We start from the raw sequence: 17,639 nt of genomic DNA, 5'->3' as shown, positions 1-17,639 counted from the left end.
TGGGGGAAAATCCCCAACCGCGAGCCGCAGCATGTCCCACGCCCACTATTTGCACCCCGAACAGCGCGAACGAATCAGGCAGCTTTATCGGCGCCGGCACTGGCGGCTGGAGCTGCCCACCTGGGGGATCATGGTGGCGGTGTACGGCGGCTGGTTCGGCGTGGCGCTGGGATGGCAAACGCTGGGCCCGTGGCTTGGCGCGCCGCTGTTGATCCTCCTGACCACCTGGTACCTGTCGTTGCAACACGAGCTGATCCACGGCCATCCGACGCGCTGGCCGCGCGTCAATCAGCTGTTCGGCCTGTTGCCGCTGGCGGTGTGGTATCCCTACGGGCTGTATCGCGATTCGCATCTGCGCCACCATCGCAATGAACACCTGACCGATCCGCACGAAGATCCCGAAAGCTACTACTTCAGCGCCGCGCAGTGGCGGCGTTATCCCCGCCTGTTGCCGCTGCTGGCCGCCGTGCGCAATACGCTGATCGGCCGGGTGCTCCTCGGCCCGGCGCTGGATATCGCCGCGACCCTGGCCGGGGCGGTGAAAGCGCTCGCCGGAGGGGAGTGGCGCGCCTGGGCGAGGTGGTTGGTGCACCTGTCGCTGTTGGCGGTGCTGCTGCACTGGCTGCAGATGCAGGGTATCGGTACGGCGTTTTATCTGTTGGCCATCAGCTACCCGGCGCTGGCGCTGACCAAGGTGAGATCGTTTTTTGAGCATCGCGCCGTGGACGCACCGCAGGCACGTTCTATTATTAATGAGGCGGGCTGGCCGTGGCGGCTGTTGTTTCTCAATCTGAACTACCATTTAGTGCATCACGATCTGCCCGGCCTGCCCTGGTATGGTTTGCGCGAAGTCTATCTGGCGGAACGCGAAGCGTATCAGCGCCGCAGCCAGGGATTTGTCGCGCAAGGCTACGGCGAGTGGCTGCGCGATTACGCGCTGACGCCGATCGACGTCTGCGTGCATCCGCTGAGCGCCGGCGAACGGCGGGAGGAACGCGGTGCCCGGCCGAAGAAAAACTTTATTGCGCGCTGGAAGCGCGTTTCTCAGGATTTTCCAACCGAACTGGCCCATGAGCCGGAAAACATATAACCAGAGGAAAAGTATGGCAATCACCTTATCACGCGGACGTTCCTTTGCCATCGCGCTGGCTCTGCTGGCCACCGGCGGCCTGGCGCAGGCGGCCGACTCGGTACGCGTCGGCTCCAAGATCGATACCGAAGGTTCGCTGCTCGGCAACCTCATCGTGCAGGTGCTGGAAGCCAACGGCATCAAAACCACCAACAAACTGCAGCTCGGCACTACCAAGGTACTGCGCGGCGCCATTACCTCCGGTGAGATCGACATTTACCCGGAGTACACCGGCAACGGCGCGTTTTTCTTCTCCGATGAGAAAGATCCGGCATGGAAGAACGCCCAGGCTGGCTTCGAGAAGGTGAAGCAGCTCGACTACGACAAAAACAAAATCGTCTGGTTGGACGCGGCGCCAGCCAACAATACCTGGACTATCGCCATTCGGCAGGACGTGGCGGACGCCAACCATCTCAAAACGCTGGCGGATCTCGGCAAGTGGATCAACGGCGGGGGCAAGTTCAAGCTGGCGGCCTCGGCGGAGTTTATCGAGCGGCCGGATGCGCTGCCGGCGTTCCAGAACGCCTACGGTTTCAAGCTGAATCAGGATCAGCTGCTGTCATTGGCCGGCGGCGACACGGCGGTGACCATCAAGGCGGCGGCGGAGCAGACCTCCGGCGTCAACGCGGCGATGGCCTACGGCACCGATGGCCCGGTGGCGGCGCTGGGGTTGCAAACGCTGGCGGACCCGAAAGGCGTACAACCCATCTACGCGCCGGCGCCGATCGTGCGCGAAGCGGCGCTGAAAGCGCACGCCAATCTGCCTGAACTGCTGAAACCGGTGTTCGCCTCGCTGGACGGGCCGACGCTGCAAAAGCTCAACGCGCAGATCGCAGTGGAAGGCCAGGACGCCAAACAGGTGGCGGCCGCTTACCTGAAAGAGAAAGGATTTGTTAAGGGATAACGCCGAGGTGCCCCCTCTTGCTACGGGAGAGGGGGAAAACCGATGGCGCCGGAGAGTTTCTTTGACTATTGCCGTAAAACATCGCGTGTTGTTAACGCTGTTCGTGCTGTTGCTGCTGGCCGCCTTCGGCCTGCCGTTCCTCAGTTATGCCCCCAATCGTCTGCTGTCGGGTAAAAGCCTGTCCTTATTCTCCCTGCTGAACGGCCCGGCGCTGTGGCTGCTGTTGCCGCTGGCGGCGTTGGCGATCCTCAGCCTGTTGCCGCCGACGCGGGGGCGTGCGCTGTTGACGGCGCTGGCCGCCTGCGGGGTGCTGACGCTGGTCTTTTGGATCGGCGGACAGGCCGCCGAACGCCTGGCGCAGGAGGGATCGCGCCTGGCGCGCACCTCTTGGGGCAGCGGTGCCTGGCTGACGATGGCGCTGAGCCTGCTGATCGCCGCCGACGCCATGACGCGCCTCACCGCGTCGCATCTGCGGCGAATGCTCGGCAACGCGCTGGTGCTGGTGCCGCCGGCGCTGCTGCTGTTCGGCCATCAGCTCGATCAGCTGTCGCTGCTGAAGGAGTACCACAATCGCCAGGAGGTGTTTGACGCCGCGCTGCTGCAGCACCTGACCATTCTGCTGGCGACGATGGCGCCGGCGCTGGCGATCGGCGTGCCGCTCGGGGTGCTGTGTTTTCGCTCCGAGCGCTGGCAGAGGCCGATCTTTTCCGCGCTGAACATTATCCAGACCGTGCCTTCCATCGCGCTGTTCGGCCTGCTGATCGCGCCGCTGGCGGGGCTGGCGGCGGCGGTGCCCTGGCTGGCGGAACACGGCGTCAGCGGCATCGGCATGGCGCCGGCGATCGTGGCGCTGGTGCTGTACGCGCTGTTGCCGCTGGTGCGCAGCGTGGTGGCGGGGCTGCAGAGCGTGCCGGCCGGGGTGATTGAATCCGCCACCGGCATGGGGCTGACGCGCGGGCAGATCTTCCTGCGCGTGCAACTGCCGTTGGCGTTGCCGCTGTTCCTGACCGGCGTGCGCATCCTGGCGGTGCAAACCGTCGGCATGGCGGTGGTGGCGGCGCTGATCGGCGCTGGCGGCTTTGGCGCCATCGTGTTTCAGGGGCTGCTCAGCAGCGCGCTGGAGCTGGTTCTGCTGGGGGTGATCCCGGTGGTCATGATGGCGGTCATCGTCGATTCGCTGTTTAAATTTTGGGTTTCAATCCTGGACGTATCGCGCCGATGATTCACTTTGAGCAAGTCAGCAAAATTTTTCAGGGCAAGCCGGCGGTGGACGATCTCACGCTGCACATCGCCGAGGGCGAATTCACCGTGTTGATCGGCACCTCAGGTTCCGGCAAGTCCACGACATTAAAAATGATCAACCGCCTGATCGAACACGATCGGGGCAAGATTCTCTTTGCCGGCGAAGAGATCCAGTCGTTTAAACCGCAGGATCTGCGGCGGCGCATGGGTTATGCGATCCAATCGATCGGCCTGTTTCCACATTGGACGGTGGAGGAGAACATCGCCACCGTGCCGCAGCTGCTGAAATGGCCGCGCGCGCGCATTCGCGATCGGGTTACCGAGTTGCTGGAGCTGCTGCACCTGGAACCGGAGCTGTTTCGTCGCCGCTACCCGCACCAGCTTTCCGGCGGGCAGCAGCAGCGGGTCGGAGTGGCGCGCGCGCTCGCCGCCGATCCCGAGGTGTTGTTGATGGACGAACCGTTCGGCGCGTTGGATCCGGTCACCCGCGCGGCGCTGCAGGCGGAGATCGCCCGCATTCATCAGATCTCGGGCCGTACCATTGTGCTGGTGACGCACGACATCGACGAGGCGTTGAGCCTGGCGGATCGTCTGGTGCTGCTCGATCAGGGGCGGGTGGTGCAACAGGGCACGCCGCTGACGCTGTTGACCGCCCCGGCCAACGACTTCGTGCGTGACTTCTTCGGGCGCAGCGATCGCGGCATCAAGCTGCTGTCGCTGGGGACGGTGGCGGAGCGGGTGCGGCCCGGTGTCGCCGGGGGCGAACCGATCGCCGCTGCCATGAGCCTGCGCGAGGCGCTGTCGGTGTTCGTGGCGCGCGGCAGCGACTGCCTGCCGGTGGTGGATGAACGGGGCGAAGCGTTGGGGGTTCTGCACTTCCACGATCTGATCGCCGGGCAGGCGCTGTCATGAGCGGGCGTCTCTGGCGCCTGCTGCGCGATCCGCTGCCCTGGACGCTGGCGCTGCTGTTGGCGCTGGTGTTCGGTATGGATCATCTGCGCGGTCTGTTTGCCGCCTGGTTCCCCGATCTGGACCGGCCCATTTATCAGCAGGACAGCTTTATCGCGCTGGTGGGGGCGCACCTGTCGCTGGTGGCGATCTCCAGCCTGATTGCGGTGGCTCTCGGCGTGGCGGCGGGCGTCGCCGTGACCCGACGCGGCGGCCGGGAGTTTCGTTCGCTGCTGGAAACGGTGGTGGCGGTGGGGCAGACCTTCCCGCCGGTGGCGGTGTTGGCGGTGGCGGTGCCGGTGATGGGCTTCAGCGAGCAGCCGGCGATCATCGCGCTGGTGCTGTACGGCTTGCTGCCGATCCTGCAGGGCACGCTGGCGGGCATCGAATCGGTGCCGCCCGCCACGCGCGAGATCGCCCGCGGCGTGGGGATGAGCGCCTGGCAAATACTGTGGCGGGTTGAACTGCCGCTGGCGGCGCCGGTGATTGTCGCCGGGATCCGCACGTCGGTGATCATCAACATCGGCACGGCGGCCATCGCTTCCACCGTCGGTACCAAAACGCTCGGTTCGCCGATCATCATCGGCCTAACCGGGTTTAACACCGCCTATGTGATCCAGGGCGCGGCGGTTGTGGCGTTGTTGGCTATTATCACCGATATGCTGTTCGAACGTTGGGTGCGTTATCTCACCGCCTGGCGTCAGCAGACGCTGGCGGCCACTCCGGCGGGGTAAGGGGGAAATGATGCAGGTGTCTCTACCGATGTACGGCGTTGGCCGGGAGCAGGCCGACGCTTTCTGGCAGGTCTTGCGCGGCAAGCTGCTGCGGCTGGGGCTGCCGGCGGCGCCGGAACGGCTCAGTTGGCCGGACGATTTGGCGCAGCATTGGCGGCGCGAGGATCTCTTGCTCAGCCAAACCTGTGGTTATCCGTTGGTCAGCAGCCTGCCGCAGGTGCAGCTGATCGGAACCTATCATTATCGGGTGGAAGGGTGCGACGGGCCAAATTACCGCAGCTGGCTGGTGGTGCGTGCAGGCGACTCCGGCGAACGGCTGGCGGATTTTCGCGGCCGGACGGTGGCGTATAACAGCACCGATTCCCAGTCCGGCTACAACGGCTTGCGCGCGCTAATCGCGCCGCTGGCGCAGGACGGGAAATTCTTCGGTGCGGCTATTGCCTCCGGGGCGCATTATCAGTCGCTGAAACTGATCCGCAGCGGGCAGGCGGATATCGCCGCCATCGATTCCATCAGCATGGAACTGCTGCGCCGCGCGCAGCCGCAGGCGCTGGAGGGGCTGAAAATCATTGGCCGCACGGCGGCGGTGCCGGGTTTGCCGCTGATCACCGCAGCGGGCACGCCGCCGGAACAGGTGGACATCCTGCGCGCCGGCGCCCGAGCGATGCTGGATGAGGCGGTCAGCGACCGTCTGCTGATCGGCGATTTCAGCCTGGTGCCGCGCTCGGCTTACCAGATTATCACCGTGCTGGAGCAACAGGCCGCCGCACAGGGCGTAACGGCGCTCTAGCCGCCGTTACAGCAGGCCGCCGCCGTCGATGTCGATCACGCTGCCGGTGACGAAACCGTTCTCCATCGCCAGCAGGTAACCCGCCGCGACGTCGGCCGCCTGGCCGATCCGGCCGACCGGCAGGCTGTCGCTCACGCGTTCGAACAGCGCCTGACGCTGCGCGGCGCTCATGCCGTCGTAGGCTTCGGTGGCGGTAATGCCGGGGCTGACCACGTTCACCCGCCGCGGCGCCAGTTCCTTCGCCAGCTGTTTACCGACCGCTTCCAGCGCGGCATTGATGCCGGTTTTGATCAACTGACCGCCGAGGTATTTGCGCGACAGCTGGCCGGAGGTCAGGGTGATGGAGCCCTGCGGCGCCAGCGTCGGCAGCGCGGCCTGCACCGCGCGCAAGCTGCCCCAGAATTTGACGTTGAAGTCGGCCTGCGCCTGCTCAAAAGCAGTCTCCGCCAGCGGTTTCGCCTGCACCAGCGGCCCGGCGGTGATCACCAGATGGTCGAAAGCGCCGACGGCGGCAAACAGCGCATGCAGCGACGCTTCATCGGTCAGATCGGCCTGCATCAGATGCAGCGCGTCGTTTTTCTCCCCGGCGTGGGGAAGGCGGCGCGAAGCCAGCACCACTTCAGCGCCGCGCGCCGCCGCCGCGTAGGCCACCGCGGCGCCAATGCCGCTGGTGCCGCCCAGGATCACCAGCTTTTGTCGTTTCAGGGGGGAGTCAGGAATTGTCATGTTAAGGCCTCTTTTTAGGTAAGTTTCAACGGGATCTATCTTTCCTGATTGAAAATCACCTAACAATCGGCCTTGCTGACAAACTCTTATTAATATTTTTTAAAGATCATGCGGCGCTAAAGCGGGCGTTTAGCTTCTGATCCACGATGATTTCGAAATCGGTAAACAGCGCTCGGGGTTTCACTGAACGCCCCTGTTTTTCCAGTGCCACCAGGCCGTGCCCGCTCAGCGTTTTCAGCGTGGTGGACAGATTGCTGACCTGGCGCCCCGACAGTTCGGCCAACTGGCTGATGGTCTCGGGGCGGGCAGTGTCGATCAGACGCAGCAGGGCAATATTCTCGTTGCTGAGCACCTGGGCCAGCGCAATCATTGACGTAAACCACACTTTGGGCTCACGTTCCTGTGGCTGGTATTCCCCTTTTGCGATCGCCAGTGTGCGCTTGCGAATCAGTTCTTCAGGCATCACGCCAATCAGTGCTTTCATCATCAACCTCGGTTTTCTCTCTTGCGTATGACTTCGTCTATCCGGGTAAAAAAATCTTCCACCAACTGATAGGCGGAATGAAACTCGTAGGGTGAGCCTTTGTCCGTCGGGGAGTCATGTTGGTGATCGTAAACGACGCGGCCCGAAAATTTACCTTTGCGGGGGGTTTTAATGGCATGCGCGTTGTCTATGCCAAAAACCCGGGTATTGTGGTTATCATGCAAGGTCAAATTGTAACGGATGCCGTGAGGGATAAAGGCCGTTTGGGTCACCGTCCAAGCCTCGATTTTCCACCAATAGCCATCCTCACGATTGACCCGCGTGCCATGCAGGCTAAGGATGTAGTCCAGTCCGTTGTGTTCATCCATTGATCAAAGCTCCATTTATTATGATCTAATCATAACTGTTGGGCGTTTTATCGTCAATCCGATACGCCGTGAATCCGGCTCTCTAAGAAGGGAAATACATGACCTCATTTGTCGATCTCGAGGTGTTTGTCCGCACGGTGGACGGCGGCAGTTTTTCCGCCGCGGCGCGCGCGCTGGACATGACGCCGGCGGCGGCCAGCATTGCGGTGAAAAGGCTGGAGCAGCAGTTGGGCGCGCGGCTGCTGGTGCGCTCCACCCGCAGCCTGAGGTTAACGGAGGAGGGGGCTCGCTATCTCGACAGCGCGCGCCTGGCGCTGGGCGCGTTAGCCGAAGGAGAGCAGGCGATCCGCGAGAAGCATCAGGGGCTGTCCGGGGTGCTGCAGATTTCCGCGCCGTCGGATTTTGGCCGCAATTTGCTGCTCTGCTGGCTGGATGAGTTCCGCCTGCAGCATCCGCATATCCAGCTGCAGCTTCTGATCAACGATCGGCAGGCCGACCTGTTCCGCGAACCGGTGGACGTGGCATTGCGCTTCGGGCCGCTGGCCGACTCTTCGCTGGTGGCGCTGCCGATCTTGCCGCAGCATCGGCGGTTGATCTGCGCCAGCCCGGATTACCTGCGGCGTCACGGCGCGCCGCAAACGCCGGCCGATCTGGTTCGGCACAGCATTCTGGTGTATCAGCCCAGCGGCAAACGGCAGGTAGAATGGCGGCTGTGGCGCGGTGAGGAGGGGGTCGAAGTGCCACTGAACGGCAGCTATTTTACCGATGACGGCGAGGTGGCGCGGCGCTGGGCGCTGGCGGGGCACGGCGTGGTGCGCAAGTCGGCGATCGACGTGGCGGCCGACATTCACGCCGGGCGGCTGGTGCAACTGTTGCCGGAATGGCGCAGCGACGCGGTGCCGATCAATCTGGTCTGCCCGCATCGTTCGCAGGTGTCGGAACGCGTCAGGCAGCTGCAGCGCTTTTTACAGCAGCGCTGCCAGCGTTGGATGGACGATCACTTGGCCTGAAGGGTTTCGGTTTGCGCCGGCGTGGCGGCGGTATCCCCGGAAGGCGCGCTTTCTTCGTGCGGGGTGGTGGAACGGGTGTAGATGTTCAGCCCGGCGAGGAATACGCCGCCCAGAGAACCGAAGGCGCACAGGGCGATGACGATGACGAACGCTTTTTTCAGCATAGGAATAATTTCGCAGGTTGCTTGGAACAGCGGGAATTATAGCCCCTTCGCCGGGTGAAACAAGAATCGTTTTTAACGGCGGCCCGCAGACCGCCCTTTGTGATCACCGCCGTTCGCAGTCGATGGCCTGTACGTTGGCCGGGCGGGCGAACAGGTATTTTCCCAGCGTCACCAGCACCACCGCCGCCACGATGATCACCAGCGCCAGCCACTCGCGCGGCGCCAGCGATTCACCGGCAAAACCGATGCCGAGCAGCACCGCCACCACCGGGTTGACGTAGGCATAGCTGGTGGCGACCGCCGGGCGCACGTTCTTCAACAAGAACATATAGGCGCTGATCGCCAGCATCGAACCGAAGACGATCAGATAGCCCAGCGCCAGAAAGCCGCCGGTGCTCGGCATCTGAACGAGGCGCTCGCCGCTCAGCTGGCTGGCTGCCAATAACACCACGCCGGCGACCAGCATCTCCGCCGCGCCGGCCATCGGCCCGGCCGGCAGCGAGATGCGCGATCCCAACACCGATCCGAAGGCCCAACTGGCCGACGCCAGCAAAATCAGCAGCGCGCCGGTCGGATTGCCCACCAGGTTGTTGCCGGTATTAAGCAGCACGATGCCCACCAACCCGAGCGCGATGCCGGCCCATTCCAGCTTGGTGTTGCGCATGCCCCACAGCAGGCTGAAGCAGAGGGTAAACAGCGGCACCGTCGCCACCATCACCGCCGCGATGCCGGACGGCACGTGTTGGTGTTCCGCCACCGTCACCAGGCCGTTGCCCACCGCCAGCAGCAGAATGCCGATGGCGCCGGCGGCCAGCCACTGCTTCGGCGTCGGCAGCGCGTGGCCGCGCCAGGCCAGGAAACTGAACAGCACGATGCCGGCTAGCAGAAAGCGAATCCCGGCCATCATCAGCGGCGGCCACTGTTCGACGCCCAGACGAATGACGAAATAGGTGGAACCCCAAACGATATATAACGTGAACAACGCCCCGATCAACGGCAGGACGCTACGGCTTTGTTGGCTAAGCATAGGATTGTATTTTGCGGGAATGATTATTATTAGAATGCTCAGTAAACCCGATCGGGCAACCGATAAGCAATGGCCTGCGGCATTATTTTTCCGGCGGCCGAAAGCCGTTCAATGGCCTTGCTGTTTCCACTGCAGCCAACTGACGGCCGGCAGATAAATCGACCAGCCGATGGCCAGCAGCAGCAGCATGAACTCCGGCGGCACGCCGGGCAGCAGGGCGTCCAGTTTCCAGGACACGGCGTAGGCGAAGGGGCCGAGGGCGGCGCCCAATACCGCCAGCGGCCAGGGCGCCGCTCTGACCACGTCCAACAGCCAATACCACCAGCAGCCGAAGCCGATCCACAGCGCGATGGTCCAGAGCGGCAGGTCGTGTTGCCCGCTGTAATGCAGCACGCCGCTGTAGCTCCACAGACCATCCATGCCGATGCCGCCCAAGGCGGCCAGGGCGGCGCCCTTGCGGCGGGCGGCGGGGGTAAAGATCAGCGCCAGCGCCGCACCGGCCAGCAGTATGCCGTTGAGCCGATCGCGAGTCAGCAGCGCCAGCAGCCAGCAGACGCCCAGCCCCAGCGTCGCCAGCCAGAATCCGGCATGCGGCTTCTTCATCGTTCAACTCCCGTGGGGTTACTCTGCCGCCGCGCGCGCAGCGCGCCGACGGAGGTGTCAGAACGGGCGTGGGGCCCGTTGTTTGCCTGAATATTCGATAATTCAACCTTAGAAGGGAAGGTGCGGGGTGCACAAGCAGAATAATCTGTACCGGTTGAAAACGCGGGCAAAAACCGGTGTTACAAGAGAGAAATCCGGTAGGCGCAGCGGCGAGAGCCGGCCAGAATGTGTTCGGCGCGCTCCACCTGCGCCTGCAGCACTTCGGTGAAGATGCTCAGCTCAGCGCGGCAGAAGCCCTGGCAGACGGTGGCGGCGGCGCAGATCGGGCAGTGGTTTTCCACCAGCAGATAAGCGCCGTCTTCCTCCTGACGCCATTCGGCCATATACCCTTCGCGGCAGCGGATCTCGGTGAGACGCGCCACGCGTTCGCGCAGATCGGTGGCGCCGATCATCGCCTGCTTGTAGTTGATGCGGTTTTCCTGCTCACGGGTCTCGATCAGCAGGTCGATCGCCTGTTCACCCAGCTTGTCACGCACGGTGCGCAGCAGCTGCACCGTCAGATCCGCATGGGTGTCCGGAAAGCGTGCGTTACCGGCGGCAGTCAAATGCCACAGCTGCACCGGGCGGCCCACGCCGCGCGTTTCCGCGATCGCTTCGACCAGCCCCTCTTTCGCCAGCTTGACGAACTGCTGGCGGGCCGCTTCACCGGTGGTGCCGAGCACTTTTCCTGCGTCTGAGGCTTGCTGCGGGCCGCGGGTCTTCAATAGCGTCAGCAAACGGTCACTGACCGATTGTGCGGTGCTGCCGCCATTTTCCAAGTTTATTCTTGACATATTTCTCCGCCTCGCCCTAACTTATTCCAAGATAACTCTTGTTAAATTTAACGCAATCTCATGACCAACTCAATGCCATTCCTCTGAAAACAGGACAACAACCGTGATAACCCATGATGATAGCCGCTGGAGCGACCTTTTCTCCGGCAAAAATGCGGCCAGTGCGATCGCGCTCTCGCTTGGCGTGGCGCTGCATGCCATCAATATTCTGGTCGCCACCACCATTCTGCCCTCGGTGGTGCAGGATATCGGCGGTCTGGATCTCTATGCCTGGAACACCACGCTGTTCGTGGTGGCGTCGATCCTTGGCTCCGCGCTGTCGGCCCGCTTGCTCAGCGGCTACGGCGCGCGCAACGCCTATCTGGTCGCTTCGCTGTTTTTCATCGCCGGAGCGGGGCTGTGCGCGCTGGCGCCGAGCATGCCGGTGATGCTGATCGGCCGCACGGTGCAGGGGTTCGGCGGCGGGCTGATCTTTGCGCTCTCCTACGCGATGATCAATCTGGTGTTCGAGCAGCGATTGTGGCCGCGCGCCATGGCGCTTATCTCGGCGATGTGGGGCATCGCCACGCTGGTCGGCCCGGCGGTAGGCGGCATTTTCGCCGAGTTGCACGCCTGGCGTTGGGCCTTCGGCATTCTGCTGCCGATCATGGCGCTGTACGCCGCGTTTACCTTCCTGATCCTGCCCAAGGGCCAGGCGCAGCAGGCGGCCGCGCCGCTGCCGGCCGCGCAGCTGCTGTTGCTGACCGTGGCGGTGCTGGTGGTGTCCGCCGGCAGCCTGGCGCACAGCGTCTGGATCAACCTGGCGGGCATCGCGCTTTCGCTGGTGCTGATGGCCTGGCTGATGAAGCGCGAGGCGCGCTCGCTCGCGCGCCTGTTGCCGCATGGCGCATTGCGGCGCGGCTCATCGCTGGCGGCGTTGTACATCACGACCGCGTTGCTGGTGATCGGCATGACCAGCGAAATCTTCGTGCCCTATTTCCTGCAGTTGCTGCACGGCCAGTCGCCGCTGATCTCCGGCTATATCGCCGCGACCATGGCCGCCGGCTGGACGTTGTCCGAAATCCTCAGCTCCGGCTGGCGCGGGGCGGGCATTCGCCGGGCGATCGTCAGCGGGCCGCTGTTCGTGCTGGTGGGCCTGCTGGCGCTGGCGATCCTGATGCCGACGCCCTCCGGCGGTCACTGGCAGGCGCTGACCCCGATCGTCATCGCGTTATCGCTGGTGGGATTCGGCATCGGCTTCGGCTGGCCGCATCTGCTGACGCGCATTTTGCAGGTGGCGCCTGAAGCGGACAAAGACATCGCCGGCGCCTCGATCACCACGGTGCAGTTGTTCGCCACCGCATTCGGCGCGGCGCTGGCGGGGATGATCGCCAACCTGGCGGGGCTGAACGATCCGGGCGGCGCGGCGGGCGCGGCATCGGCGGCGCGTTGGCTGTTCCTGGCGTTCGCGCTGGCGCCGCTGCTGGCGGTATTCAGCGCCTGGCGCTGCGCCGCGATCGCGCCGCTGGCCGCCGAGACGGGCAATTTTGTACCCAACCCGTCCTCGCGCGAGTGCTAGAACGTTTCTCCTCATTCGGCGATGTTTGCGGTGATCCTGGCGTTATTCCTGCGCGACATTGTTAAAATTCGCTTGCTATATCTCTAATTTGAGATTATTTCTCTTATATGGGATTTTCAAGCGGAGTGTGAACGGTGGATAACGGTCTGGACAATGCCGACCTGAGGTTGGCGCAGCGGCTGGCGGATTTGCGCCAGCAACGGGCGTGGTCGCTGGAGGAGCTGGCGCAGCGCACTGGCCTTAGCCGGGCGACGCTCTCGCGGGTGGAGCGCGCCGAGACCAGCCCGACGGCGTCGTTGCTGAACCGGCTGTGCGCCGCCTATGGGTTGACCATGTCGCGCCTGCTGAGCGAGATCGAAGACGAGCCGCCGGAGCTGTTGCGGCCGCAGCAGCAACCGGTGTGGGTCGATCGCGCCAGCGGTTTTCACCGTCGCTCCGTTTCTCCCCCCGCTGCGTTGTATAAGGCTGAATTTATCGAAGCCCGGCTTGATGCCGGCGCGCAGATCGATTACGACCTGCCGTCGATTCCGGCGCTGGAGCACCATCTCTGGCTGCTGTCCGGGCAGCTGGAGTTGACGCTGGAAGGGCGCGTTTTCCGATTATCATCCGGCGACTGCCTGCGCTACCGCCTGTTCGGCGCCTCCCGTTTCCATGTCCCCGGCGATGAGCCGGCCCATTACACCCTCGTTATTTGCAGGCCATAGCCATGATTGAATTGCAACAGTGGGACGCCGGCGCGGCGCAAAGCGCCATTGCCGAATTGGCCGAAATGCTGCACGCCAGCGTGGCGCACGGCGCCAGCATCGGTTTTGTCATGCCCTTTACGCTGACGCAGGCGCAGGCGTTTTGGCAGGGGTTGCTGCCGGCCATCGCGCGGGGAGAGCGTGCGATGCTGGTGGCGCTCGCGAACGGCCGGCCGGTCGGCACCGTGCAGCTGCTGTTGGCGATGCCGGACAACGGCCGCCACCGAGCGGAAGTGGTCAAGCTGATGGTGCACCCGCAGGCGCGGCGGCAGGGCGTCGCCCGGCTGTTGATGCAGGAAGTGCAGGCGCTGGCGGCGCGTCATCGCCGCAGCCTGTTGGTGCTGGATACCCTGAGCGGCAGCGCGGCGCAGGGGCTGTACCGTCAATTGGGGTTCGAGGCGGCGGGCGACATCCCGCAATACGCCCGTGCCAGCGACGGCGGGGCGTTGGAGGCCACCTGCTATATGTACAAACTGCTGTGAGGGTTAGCGCCCGCGCCAGGCTTTGATCGCCTGCTGGCGCACCTGCAGCTTTTGCTGCGGCGTCAGCTTGTTGTAGTCGCGAGCCAGGCCGCTTTCCCAGTCGCCGTACATCGGGTTGGGCAGCACGATGAATTCGGTGCCGAACTTGGCCTGGTTCTCGCTGACGAACGCCCGGCGCTGCGCATTGTCCTGGTGGTAAGTCGCGGCGCCGAAGTCGTTCAGGTTGTCGCCCGCGTACACCACGATGTCATAGCCGGCTTGTTTGATGGCGTCGAAGCGCGCCTGTTTATTGGCGGTGTCGGTGCTGAGCAGCACGGTTTTTGCCGACAGGCCGGTGAAACCGAGCTTCTGCATGTTGGCCACCGTGGCGGCGTAGTCGCTCTGTTTACGGTTCGACACGTAGAACATGGTCCCCTGATGGGCGTTAACATAGCGGGCGAACGCCACTGCGCCCGGCACCGCGGCGGCCTGTTCGGCCTGCGTCCATTTGGCCCAAGTCGCGCCGTCGTACGGTCGGCCCTGCTGCGCCTGCCAGCCGGAGTAGGCGCTGTTATCCAGCATGGTTTCATCCAGATCGACCACCACCGCTTTTTTACGGCCTGGCGCGGCCCTGGCCTGATCGAAGGCGCGCTGCGCGCTGTTGAACGCCTGATGCGCCAGCGCCTGGTATTCGCCGGACTGTTGGAACCAGTTCACCGCCAGCACCGACTGATCCGCCAGCCGCTGCTGGGCCTGGGCGTCGGTGTGCGGCGGCTGCGCACAACCGGCCAACGTCAGCAGCGCGACGCCAACCGCCGCGCCGAGGGTGAGTTTCCTTGCCTGTTTTCCTGCCATCGTTATCTCTCTCGGTTTTATTTTTGTGGGCTGTCCAGCAGCATATCCATCTCGAACTGGCGCAGGGGATCCTGCCGCCAGCCAAGATGCGTAAAGAAGGGGGCGGCTACCTCGGGCACAAAAACGTTGGCGGTCAGCGGCAAAGGGGCGAACTGCGCTTGCAGGGCGGCCAGCAAGGCGCGGGCATGCCCCTGGCCGCGATGCTGCGGCGGCACGTAGATCAGGCGCAGCCAGCAGTGCTCGGTACCGGGCATCACCACGGCGTAGGCCTGACGATTGAGCGTATAGGCTCGCGGTGTGCCCGGCAGTTTGAACAACGACTCGGGGGCGATCAGCCAGGGCAGGTCGGTGGCGCCTTCCGCCGTCAGGCGATGGCTGACGGTCAGCGGATCGACCGCCTGCAGCACCGCCTTGCCTGGCGGCACGGCCGCCGGCGCCTGATGGCCGGTCAGGGTGCGCACGATGCGCAGCCCGGCGCGGTGGTACAGCGCCAGCGCGGCGTCGTTGCCTTCGATCACTTCCAGCGACAGCCGATGATCGCCGCGCTGACGGGCATCCGCTACTACCCGCTGCATCAGCGCCTTACCCAGCCCCTGGCCGCGCATCTCGGGGCGTACGGAAAAGGCCGCGATCCGGCTGTGCCGGCCGCGGCGGGCGATCAGCGCCACCGCCACCGGTTCATTGCGATGGGTGACGATCAGGCTGTCGTTCAGGCTGAGATCTTCGGCGCCGAAGCGGGCGGCGAAGGTCGGCCCGTCGAGGACGAAACGCACGATGTAGTTTTCAAAACAGTGGTTGAGGATGTTCGCCAGTTCGTCGCTGCTGTAGCGCACGGCGTTGTGATAGTTAAACCGACCGTCGTTATGCATGGCTGATTCCGCTCGGGGGAAAGCTATACATGTAGACCCGTTTGTTTGGCAAGGCAAGCGGGGGCATTCGCCGGCGGGGAAAATAAAAACAAAAAAGCCGGACGCAGCCGCCCGGCGAAATAAAACTCTGGGTATCAAGTGACGCTAAAGTTTGCAGTGGTGGTTATTCATTCATCACATCAGAACTGATAGGTCAGGGCGACGGCAATCACGTTGTCGTCTTTCAGACCCAGCTTATTATTGCTGTCGAGCTGGTTGATTTTATAATCGACATAGGTCGACATGTTCTTGTTGAAATAGTAGTACGCGCCGACGTCGATATATTTCACCAGGTCGGCATCGCCGATGCCTTCAATATCTTTGCCCTTCTGCTGAACGTAGCCCAGCGATGGACGCAGACCGAAGTCGAACTGATATTGCGCAACCAGTTCCAGGCCTTCGGCTTTATTGGCGAAGCCGCTGACGGAAGTGGAGCGGTTATTGATGGTGGCGGTGCCGGAAATTGGCGCGATGTTGCGGCTTTCCGAGTAGGTCGCGGCCAGGTAGACATCGTTGTTGTCATACTTCAGACCGGCGGCCCAGATATCGGCCTTGTCGCCTTTACCGAAGGTGCCCGCTTTCTGACTGGCGGTGCGGTTGGAAGAGGCATAGGCGGCGCCCACGCTCAGGCCGTCGATGATTTCATAGCTGGAGGAAAGACCCCAGCCGTCGCCGTTAGCCTTGCTGGCGGAGCGGCCGTCGTTTTCGTTCTTGCCCTGATACTGGACGGCGAATTTCAGGCCGTCGACCAGACCGAAGAAGTTGTTATTGCGGTAGGTGGCGACGCCGTTGGTGCGGCCGTTCATAAAGTTGTCGGTTTTGACGTACGCGTCGTCGCCGAATTCAGGCAGCATATCCGTCCAGGCGCCGACGTCGTAAATAATGCCGTAATTGCGACCGTAGTCGAAAGAACCAAGGTCTTTATATTTCAGACCGGCGAAGCCCAGACGCGTTTTAGTGTCTTTGGTGCCGTCGGATTCAGAATGGTTAGCGGCGATCTGATATTCCCACTGGCCGTAACCGGTCAGCATGTCATTAATCTGGGTGGCGCCTTTAAAGCCGATACGGACGTAGGTTTTATCGCCATCGTTGCCGGCATCATCGGAGAAATAATGCAGGGCTTTCACACGACCGTAAAAATCGAGTTTGTTGCCGTCTTTATTGTAGATTTCTGCTGCCTGTGCCGCTTGCGCAAGTAAAAGTGCCGGAATAATAACGGCCAGAAGATTACGTTTCATGGGTTACCCTGCTTTATTCGATTAAAAGACGCTATCATCAGTTGCATTGCTGCTTTACTGTGCCGTCCGGTTGTTGGCGGCGGAGAATTTTTACCGTAGTAATGTGATCTATTTATGACAAAAAATTCATTTTCATGTCGAACGATTAAAAAAGTCGCGCAAAGGGTGAATTTTTTCTGCAACCGACGGTCGGCGGCTGGTCTACAGTTACCGATAGCCTGATCGGTTTCCGGAGGAATCATGCACGATACTTATACATTGTTCGGTACGCAGGGGTGTGGCTCGACCATCGTGGCCGCCGCGTTGGTGCTGACCGCGTTCCCCTGGGGCTACGAGGAAGTGGATTACACCCAGGACGGCCCGGAGCGGGATCGCCTGTTGGCGTTGAGCCCGCTCGGTCAGGTCCCCACTCTGGTGCTGCCTGATGACGAAGTGATGACGGAGAGCGCGGCGATTATCCTGCTGCTGCACGATCGCGCGCCGCACGCCGAATTGGCGCCGTCCGGCGGCTCGCCGCTGTTGCCGCGCTTTTTGCGCTGGCTGTTGTTCATCAACGCAGAGATTTATCCCACTTTCACCTACGCCGACCATCCGCAGCGCTGGCAGCCGAAAACGGAAGGGGCGGAACAGCTGAAAAACGCAGTGATGAGCTATCGCGAGCGTTTATTGCGGCAGCTGAACGCCGCCGCCGGCGCCGCCGGCCCGTGGTTTCTCGGCAAGAGCTTCAGCGCGCTGGACCTGTACGTGGCGGTGATGTGCAACTGGCGGCCGGGGCGCGCGTGGTTCCGGCAACACTGCACGCGGCTTTACACCATCGCCGAACGGGTGGAGCAGCGGCCGGAGCTGAATGCGCTGCTGAGCGCCCATTTCGACGGCGTTGCGCCGCTGGAATCGTAATATCTCCCCGCCGTCGG

21 protein-coding genes are annotated in these 17,639 nt (G+C 62.9%); 11 read left to right on the top strand and 10 right to left on the bottom strand.

The window, feature by feature from the left end; translation table 11 throughout:
* Positions 1-31 precede the first annotated feature (31 nt).
* The 6 genes from ACJ8M3_RS10915 to ACJ8M3_RS10890 all read left to right on the top strand — a co-directional run bounded on the left by ACJ8M3_RS10915 (position 32) and on the right by ACJ8M3_RS10890 (position 5,747).
* Positions 32-1,090 (top strand): fatty acid desaturase, encoded by a 1,059-nt coding sequence (locus ACJ8M3_RS10915; protein WP_103101901.1) that lies wholly within the window; start codon positions 32-34, stop codon positions 1,088-1,090.
* Between the two features lie 13 nt (positions 1,091-1,103).
* Positions 1,104-2,033 (top strand): glycine betaine ABC transporter substrate-binding protein OsmF, encoded by a 930-nt coding sequence (gene osmF, locus ACJ8M3_RS10910; protein ID WP_060659776.1) that lies wholly within the window; start codon positions 1,104-1,106, stop codon positions 2,031-2,033.
* Positions 2,034-2,094: 61 nt separating this feature from the next.
* The gene (locus tag ACJ8M3_RS10905) at positions 2,095-3,255 is read left to right on the top strand and encodes an ABC transporter permease (RefSeq protein ID WP_442514671.1); all 1,161 of its coding nucleotides are present in this window, start codon (positions 2,095-2,097) and stop codon (positions 3,253-3,255) included.
* Positions 3,252-4,187 (top strand): ABC transporter ATP-binding protein, encoded by a 936-nt coding sequence (locus ACJ8M3_RS10900; protein ID WP_033650524.1) that lies wholly within the window; start codon positions 3,252-3,254, stop codon positions 4,185-4,187. Before ACJ8M3_RS10905 ends, ACJ8M3_RS10900 begins: the two co-directional genes overlap by 4 nt.
* The gene (locus tag ACJ8M3_RS10895; protein ID WP_046896907.1) at positions 4,184-4,957 is read left to right on the top strand and encodes an ABC transporter permease; all 774 of its coding nucleotides are present in this window, start codon (positions 4,184-4,186) and stop codon (positions 4,955-4,957) included. Before ACJ8M3_RS10900 ends, ACJ8M3_RS10895 begins: the two co-directional genes overlap by 4 nt.
* Positions 4,958-4,985: 28 nt before the next feature.
* Positions 4,986-5,747 (top strand): phosphate/phosphite/phosphonate ABC transporter substrate-binding protein, encoded by a 762-nt coding sequence (locus ACJ8M3_RS10890; protein WP_080273377.1) that lies wholly within the window; start codon positions 4,986-4,988, stop codon positions 5,745-5,747.
* Positions 5,748-5,753: 6 nt separating this feature from the next.
* Here the strand turns inward: ACJ8M3_RS10890 and ACJ8M3_RS10885 are convergent, their stop codons facing one another.
* From ACJ8M3_RS10885 to ACJ8M3_RS10875, 3 genes are all read right to left on the bottom strand, one after another.
* Positions 5,754-6,473, bottom strand: coding sequence for an SDR family oxidoreductase (locus ACJ8M3_RS10885; RefSeq protein ID WP_033642360.1), 720 nt, complete (start codon positions 6,471-6,473; stop codon positions 5,754-5,756).
* A gap of 106 nt (positions 6,474-6,579) precedes the next feature.
* Complete coding sequence (locus ACJ8M3_RS10880; protein WP_004939357.1) at positions 6,580-6,960, bottom strand: HVO_A0114 family putative DNA-binding protein; 381 nt, start codon at positions 6,958-6,960, stop codon at positions 6,580-6,582.
* Positions 6,960-7,325 (bottom strand): DUF6516 family protein, encoded by a 366-nt coding sequence (locus ACJ8M3_RS10875; protein ID WP_004939355.1) that lies wholly within the window; start codon positions 7,323-7,325, stop codon positions 6,960-6,962. The genes ACJ8M3_RS10880 and ACJ8M3_RS10875 overlap by 1 nt, the downstream gene beginning before the upstream one ends.
* Positions 7,326-7,423: 98 nt before the next feature.
* On the opposite strand from ACJ8M3_RS10875, the gene ACJ8M3_RS10870 reads away from it, so the two are divergent.
* Complete coding sequence (locus ACJ8M3_RS10870; protein ID WP_033642361.1) at positions 7,424-8,335, top strand: LysR family transcriptional regulator; 912 nt, start codon at positions 7,424-7,426, stop codon at positions 8,333-8,335.
* On the opposite strand, the gene ACJ8M3_RS10865 is transcribed toward ACJ8M3_RS10870, so the two are convergent.
* The 4 genes from ACJ8M3_RS10865 to ACJ8M3_RS10850 form a co-directional block, all read right to left on the bottom strand.
* Complete coding sequence (locus ACJ8M3_RS10865) at positions 8,323-8,499, bottom strand: hypothetical protein (protein ID WP_162997235.1); 177 nt, start codon at positions 8,497-8,499, stop codon at positions 8,323-8,325. The genes ACJ8M3_RS10870 and ACJ8M3_RS10865 overlap by 13 nt on opposite strands.
* A 103-nt stretch (positions 8,500-8,602) precedes the next feature.
* Positions 8,603-9,526: a drug/metabolite exporter YedA gene (gene yedA / locus ACJ8M3_RS10860; protein ID WP_033650530.1), complete on the bottom strand. Its 924-nt coding sequence runs from the start codon at positions 9,524-9,526 to the stop codon at positions 8,603-8,605.
* Positions 9,527-9,634: 108 nt separating this feature from the next.
* On the bottom strand, positions 9,635-10,129 hold the full coding sequence (locus ACJ8M3_RS10855; RefSeq protein WP_122016841.1) for a DUF2878 domain-containing protein: 495 nt from the start codon (positions 10,127-10,129) through the stop codon (positions 9,635-9,637).
* A gap of 179 nt (positions 10,130-10,308) precedes the next feature.
* Entirely contained in the window at positions 10,309-10,962 is a 654-nt protein-coding gene (locus tag ACJ8M3_RS10850; RefSeq protein ID WP_033642364.1) for a helix-turn-helix transcriptional regulator, read from the bottom strand.
* 103 nt (positions 10,963-11,065) lie between these two features.
* Between ACJ8M3_RS10850 and ACJ8M3_RS10845 the strand changes: the two genes are divergently transcribed.
* The 3 genes from ACJ8M3_RS10845 to ACJ8M3_RS10835 all read left to right on the top strand — a co-directional run bounded on the left by ACJ8M3_RS10845 (position 11,066) and on the right by ACJ8M3_RS10835 (position 13,745).
* Positions 11,066-12,520, top strand: coding sequence for an MFS transporter (locus ACJ8M3_RS10845; RefSeq protein WP_442514670.1), 1,455 nt, complete (start codon positions 11,066-11,068; stop codon positions 12,518-12,520).
* Between the two features lie 134 nt (positions 12,521-12,654).
* Positions 12,655-13,224, top strand: a complete 570-nt coding sequence (locus ACJ8M3_RS10840; RefSeq protein ID WP_033642366.1) for a helix-turn-helix domain-containing protein — start codon at positions 12,655-12,657, stop codon at positions 13,222-13,224.
* A 2-nt stretch (positions 13,225-13,226) separates the two neighbouring features.
* The gene (locus ACJ8M3_RS10835) at positions 13,227-13,745 is read left to right on the top strand and encodes a GNAT family N-acetyltransferase (protein ID WP_033642367.1); all 519 of its coding nucleotides are present in this window, start codon (positions 13,227-13,229) and stop codon (positions 13,743-13,745) included.
* 3 nt (positions 13,746-13,748) lie between these two features.
* On the opposite strand, the gene ACJ8M3_RS10830 is transcribed toward ACJ8M3_RS10835, so the two are convergent.
* The 3 genes from ACJ8M3_RS10830 to ompC all read right to left on the bottom strand — a co-directional run bounded on the left by ACJ8M3_RS10830 (position 13,749) and on the right by ompC (position 16,725).
* A complete protein-coding gene (locus ACJ8M3_RS10830; RefSeq protein WP_089196773.1) occupies positions 13,749-14,579 on the bottom strand; it encodes a 5'-nucleotidase, lipoprotein e(P4) family in 831 nt (276 codons plus the stop codon).
* A gap of 17 nt (positions 14,580-14,596) precedes the next feature.
* Positions 14,597-15,448, bottom strand: coding sequence for a GNAT family N-acetyltransferase (locus ACJ8M3_RS10825; RefSeq protein ID WP_089196774.1), 852 nt, complete (start codon positions 15,446-15,448; stop codon positions 14,597-14,599).
* A 179-nt stretch (positions 15,449-15,627) separates the two neighbouring features.
* On the bottom strand, positions 15,628-16,725 hold the full coding sequence (gene ompC / locus ACJ8M3_RS10820) for a porin OmpC (RefSeq protein WP_033650535.1): 1,098 nt from the start codon (positions 16,723-16,725) through the stop codon (positions 15,628-15,630).
* Between the two features lie 240 nt (positions 16,726-16,965).
* Between ompC and ACJ8M3_RS10815 the strand changes: the two genes are divergently transcribed.
* Positions 16,966-17,622, top strand: coding sequence for a glutathione S-transferase family protein (locus ACJ8M3_RS10815; protein ID WP_442514669.1), 657 nt, complete (start codon positions 16,966-16,968; stop codon positions 17,620-17,622).
* The last annotated feature ends 17 nt before the right edge of the window (positions 17,623-17,639 follow it).

Source organism: Serratia sp. CY55921, from assembly GCF_052167655.1.
Lineage (GTDB): Bacteria > Pseudomonadota > Gammaproteobacteria > Enterobacterales > Enterobacteriaceae > Serratia > Serratia ureilytica.
The sequence above is the reverse complement of the archived record's forward strand: the minus strand, read 5'-3'. Positions and strand labels throughout refer to the sequence as shown.

What these genes read in the sequence shown, in the direction of transcription:
- ACJ8M3_RS10880 (WP_004939357.1), bottom strand. Translation starts at nt 6,960, where the DNA reads ATGATGAAAGCACTGATTGGCGTGATGCCTGAAGAACTGATTCGCAAG.
- osmF (WP_060659776.1), top strand. Translation starts at nt 1,104, where the DNA reads ATGGCAATCACCTTATCACGCGGACGTTCCTTTGCCATCGCGCTGGCT.
- ACJ8M3_RS10865 (WP_162997235.1), bottom strand. Translation starts at nt 8,499, where the DNA reads ATGCTGAAAAAAGCGTTCGTCATCGTCATCGCCCTGTGCGCCTTCGGT.
- ACJ8M3_RS10830 (WP_089196773.1), bottom strand. Translation starts at nt 14,579, where the DNA reads ATGGCAGGAAAACAGGCAAGGAAACTCACCCTCGGCGCGGCGGTTGGC.
- ACJ8M3_RS10885 (WP_033642360.1), bottom strand. Translation starts at nt 6,473, where the DNA reads ATGACAATTCCTGACTCCCCCCTGAAACGACAAAAGCTGGTGATCCTG.
- ompC (WP_033650535.1), bottom strand. Translation starts at nt 16,725, where the DNA reads ATGAAACGTAATCTTCTGGCCGTTATTATTCCGGCACTTTTACTTGCG.
- ACJ8M3_RS10855 (WP_122016841.1), bottom strand. Translation starts at nt 10,129, where the DNA reads ATGAAGAAGCCGCATGCCGGATTCTGGCTGGCGACGCTGGGGCTGGGC.
- ACJ8M3_RS10875 (WP_004939355.1), bottom strand. Translation starts at nt 7,325, where the DNA reads ATGGATGAACACAACGGACTGGACTACATCCTTAGCCTGCATGGCACG.
- ACJ8M3_RS10870 (WP_033642361.1), top strand. Translation starts at nt 7,424, where the DNA reads ATGACCTCATTTGTCGATCTCGAGGTGTTTGTCCGCACGGTGGACGGC.
- ACJ8M3_RS10825 (WP_089196774.1), bottom strand. Translation starts at nt 15,448, where the DNA reads ATGCATAACGACGGTCGGTTTAACTATCACAACGCCGTGCGCTACAGC.
- ACJ8M3_RS10835 (WP_033642367.1), top strand. Translation starts at nt 13,227, where the DNA reads ATGATTGAATTGCAACAGTGGGACGCCGGCGCGGCGCAAAGCGCCATT.
- ACJ8M3_RS10900 (WP_033650524.1), top strand. Translation starts at nt 3,252, where the DNA reads ATGATTCACTTTGAGCAAGTCAGCAAAATTTTTCAGGGCAAGCCGGCG.
- ACJ8M3_RS10890 (WP_080273377.1), top strand. Translation starts at nt 4,986, where the DNA reads ATGTACGGCGTTGGCCGGGAGCAGGCCGACGCTTTCTGGCAGGTCTTG.
- ACJ8M3_RS10895 (WP_046896907.1), top strand. Translation starts at nt 4,184, where the DNA reads ATGAGCGGGCGTCTCTGGCGCCTGCTGCGCGATCCGCTGCCCTGGACG.
- yedA (WP_033650530.1), bottom strand. Translation starts at nt 9,526, where the DNA reads ATGCTTAGCCAACAAAGCCGTAGCGTCCTGCCGTTGATCGGGGCGTTG.
- ACJ8M3_RS10850 (WP_033642364.1), bottom strand. Translation starts at nt 10,962, where the DNA reads ATGTCAAGAATAAACTTGGAAAATGGCGGCAGCACCGCACAATCGGTC.
- ACJ8M3_RS10915 (WP_103101901.1), top strand. Translation starts at nt 32, where the DNA reads ATGTCCCACGCCCACTATTTGCACCCCGAACAGCGCGAACGAATCAGG.
- ACJ8M3_RS10815 (WP_442514669.1), top strand. Translation starts at nt 16,966, where the DNA reads ATGCACGATACTTATACATTGTTCGGTACGCAGGGGTGTGGCTCGACC.